The 3,468-nt window shown below is 41.8% G+C and carries 2 protein-coding genes and 3 tRNA genes; 1 reads left to right on the forward strand and 4 read right to left on the reverse strand.

Annotation, left to right across the window (positions count from 1 at the left end; translation table 11 throughout):
- Positions 1–99: 99 nt before the first annotated feature.
- From ACVBIU_RS20380 to ACVBIU_RS20395, 4 genes are all read right to left on the reverse strand, one after another.
- A tRNA-Glu gene (locus tag ACVBIU_RS20380) sits at positions 100–175 on the reverse strand.
- A 79-nt stretch (positions 176–254) separates the two neighbouring features.
- A tRNA-Ala gene (locus ACVBIU_RS20385) sits at positions 255–330 on the reverse strand.
- A gap of 104 nt (positions 331–434) precedes the next feature.
- Positions 435–1,844: a glutamate--tRNA ligase gene (gene gltX, locus ACVBIU_RS20390; protein WP_447162717.1), complete on the reverse strand. Its 1,410-nt coding sequence runs from the start codon at positions 1,842–1,844 to the stop codon at positions 435–437.
- 850 nt (positions 1,845–2,694) lie between these two features.
- Positions 2,695–2,946, reverse strand: a complete 252-nt coding sequence (locus ACVBIU_RS20395) for a hypothetical protein (RefSeq protein ID WP_447164639.1) — start codon at positions 2,944–2,946, stop codon at positions 2,695–2,697.
- Positions 2,947–3,392: 446 nt separating this feature from the next.
- On the opposite strand from ACVBIU_RS20395, the gene ACVBIU_RS20400 reads away from it, so the two are divergent.
- Positions 3,393–3,468 (forward strand) — tRNA-Val (locus tag ACVBIU_RS20400).

Consider the following 3,468-nt stretch of genomic DNA (forward strand, 5'->3'; position numbering starts at 1 on the left):
GACTGCATTAGACTCTGCAAAGAGTGAATACTCATTAAACCCTGTAGGCTAAGGTTTAACGCTTGAATAACCAGACCAAAATCTCGTTATTTTAAATAGTGGTATCCCCTAGGGGATTCGAACCCCTGTTACCGCCGTGAAAGGGCGGTGTCCTAGGCCTCTAGACGAAGGGGACCCGGACTGCATTAGACTCTGCAAAGAGTGAATACTCATTAAGTTCTGTAGGCTAAAACTTAACGCTTACTGTAGTTAGGTGGTGGAGCCTAGCGGGATCGAACCGCTGACCTCAACACTGCCAGTGTTGCGCTCTCCCAGCTGAGCTAAGGCCCCTCACTAACTAAATCACTTTTGAGTGCACCGCGAACTATTCGTTAGCTGTGTCTCAACTGCGTGGCGCATTCTATGCAGCGCACCCAAAAGAGTCAACCCGTTTTTTACGAATTTATTCTATTTGCTACAAATTCAATCGCTTTGGAGATTCTTTGCTCTGTACGGACCTTGCCAACCAAGAATATGGTTAAATCAACAGCAGGAGACATACCAGCACCAGTAACTGCAACACGTAATGGCATACCGACTTTACCCATACCTACGTCTAATTCAGTCGCTGTATCTTCAATAGCTTGGTGAATAGCTTCTAAAGTCCACTCATTTAACGCAGCCAATTTAGACTGAATAAGAGTTAGTGGTTCAAGTGCAACACCTCTTAGGTGTTTTTTAGCTGCCGTTTCATCAAACTCTGCAAAGTCTTCATAGAAGTAACGACTAGAAGCCGCAAGTTCTTTTAGTGTTTTAGCACGTTCAGATAATGCTGAAACCACTTCAGACAGTTTTGGGCCATTACTTGTATCAATATTCTGATCAGCCATGTGCCATTCAAGGTGTGAAGCAACATACTCTGGATCTGATTCTTTAATATAATGCTGGTTTAACCAAATAAGCTTATCAGTATTAAAAGCTGAAGCAGCCTTATTGATATCATCAAGACTAAAGAACTGCTTCATCTCTTCTATAGAGAAAACTTCCTGATCGCCATGTGACCAACCCAAACGGACTAAGTAGTTAAGCAACGCTTCTGGTAAATAACCATCATCACGGTACTGCATAACCCCTACCGCACCATGACGCTTAGAAAGTTTAGCGCCGTCATCTCCCAAGATCATCGATACGTGTGCGTACTCTGGTATTGGTGCACCCAATGCTTTTAGGATATTAATTTGTCGTGGTGTATTATTGATATGGTCTTCACCACGGACAACGCATGTGATCCCCATATCCCAATCATCAACAACTACACAGAAGTTATAAGTAGGTGTACCTTCGGTACGAGCGATAATAAGATCGTCTAATGTACTGTTAGCGAATTCAATGCGACCACGCACATGATCATCAAATACCACACTACCTTCAGTCGGGTTTTTAAATCGCACAACAAAAGGTTCATCAGTATCACGTGGTGCTTTATCACGGCAGCAACCGTCATACTTTTGCTGTTCGCCCTTAGCAGCTTGTTCTTCACGCATTGTTTCAATACGCTCACGACTACAGTAGCACTTATATGCAGTGCCCTGCTCTAGCATCTGTGCAATGATTTCGTTGTAACGGTCAAAACGCTTGGTTTGATAGTAAGGACCTTCGTCCCAATTCAGGTTAAGCCATTCCATACCTTCTAAAATTGCAGCGCAGGCTTCTGGAGTTGAACGTTCAAGATCGGTATCTTCAATACGTAAAACAAACTCACCTTGGTTTGCGCGTGCATGTAACCATGAATAAAGTGCAGTTCGAGCACCACCAACGTGCAAAAAGCCTGTAGGGCTTGGAGCAAAACGCGTCTTAATTGTCATAATGGACACTGACCTATGTAGAAAGTCTAAATAATAGACTGTACTAATGAATGTGGAGCATATTCTAACAGCCAAAGCAGCTAGGGAAAATAGGTCTACTACTATATGGTAAATTTTATAGTTAAAATCTGCCATTCGGCCTAAATGCTCACTCGTTTAACGACCTAATACCAATCAGTATAAAGATGTGGTCGCTCAGCGAGAGTATAGCGGCACTGAGACAAGGTCATTAAATGCCCTAGGTAACTGCTCCTGCGTTACTCTACCGCCTATATCCATATAGTCGTGCATTAATGACATTCACCACATCTGACCCCCAGGGATAGAGGAAATGTCTTATGTATGTCGGGAACATACTAGACCATGTGGTTTGCAGCGAGTGAAGCGCATAGTTGAACTAGGTTAAGCTCCCTCTTGTTCCATAAGAGTCACAGTATCAGAGCCGCTAAAACTCGCCATTCTGGAGCGTGTTTGGCTGCCTACTTCTGCGTTGAACAACTTCACAAGGGAGCAACCATTCTTTCAGTTATTCGCCTTGAATTAGTTTGCCAAAAAACGTTCTGAGTAGATCAACGTCTTATACTGATTGGTATAACTCCCTCAATCAACCAAGTGCACCGTTACTCGTCTAAAACAGAGTTGAATCTAGCAGTCAACTTACATAACTCTACTTACATAACTCTACTTACATGATTTAACCTACATGCTTAAACCTACATAGTTAAATCAATCTCACAGCTAGGAGTGGCGGAAGGTCATATCACTGCTATTGCAACGTTTGAACAAGGAGCTACTTACCACTTACATACTTAGTTAATTCGTTACTCCCCTTTTCTAGAACAATGACGTTTTAACTACGCATAGAACGAACTCTTTCCCCTTGTTCAAAGGAGAAGTAATCCACGATAAGTTTAGCGGCAGACTCCATTACATGATTGGTATTGTAACTAACGTGACAGATGTCTATTTTACCGTGAGTAATATCAAACCAGGCTAATACCTGAAAGCTGATAGTTACAAGTCGATAGGTATTAGCAAGTAGAAAAAACGACTTTAAACAAAGCCACAATACTGAGGTTCCGGGGATGTAAGACACTGACACGCTTTTTAGCTCTTACATATGCAAGAATTTTTAGATAGTAATATGCAAGAAGTTGAACCGAAAATTCCGAACAAAGATAAAGCTCCCCCTTAACATTAAAAATAAGGCCCTACTTACACGATCTAATGGCAGAGTTGCAGCAAATAACCAGCAAACAATTTTAATCTCGTTATAAAAAACGATATAAAATGCAATATCCAACACTATTCTATAAGTAATAATCGAGTAGTTAGTCATAATTGGGATAGATCGCCGCCCTACTTCAGTGAATGCTTTGCAAAGTAAATACCTTAAAAGCTAATTTTTTACTCATTTTTTACTTGCATCTGCCGCATGCTGATTAACTATGCATCAACACGCACAAAATTGAACCGTACTCATTCTTTTATCTAAAAAAAGCGTTGACAGTAGATCGTTCATCCCTATAATACGGCCCCACACAGCGAGGTCGATTAGCTCAGCTGGGAGAGCACCTCCCTTACAAGGAGGGGGTCACTGGTTCGAGCCCAGTATCGACCACCA

The organism is Shewanella sp. 30m-14 (assembly GCF_052977125.1).

What these genes read in the sequence shown, in the direction of transcription:
- gltX (WP_447162717.1), bottom strand. Translation starts at nt 1,844, where the DNA reads ATGACAATTAAGACGCGTTTTGCTCCAAGCCCTACAGGCTTTTTGCAC.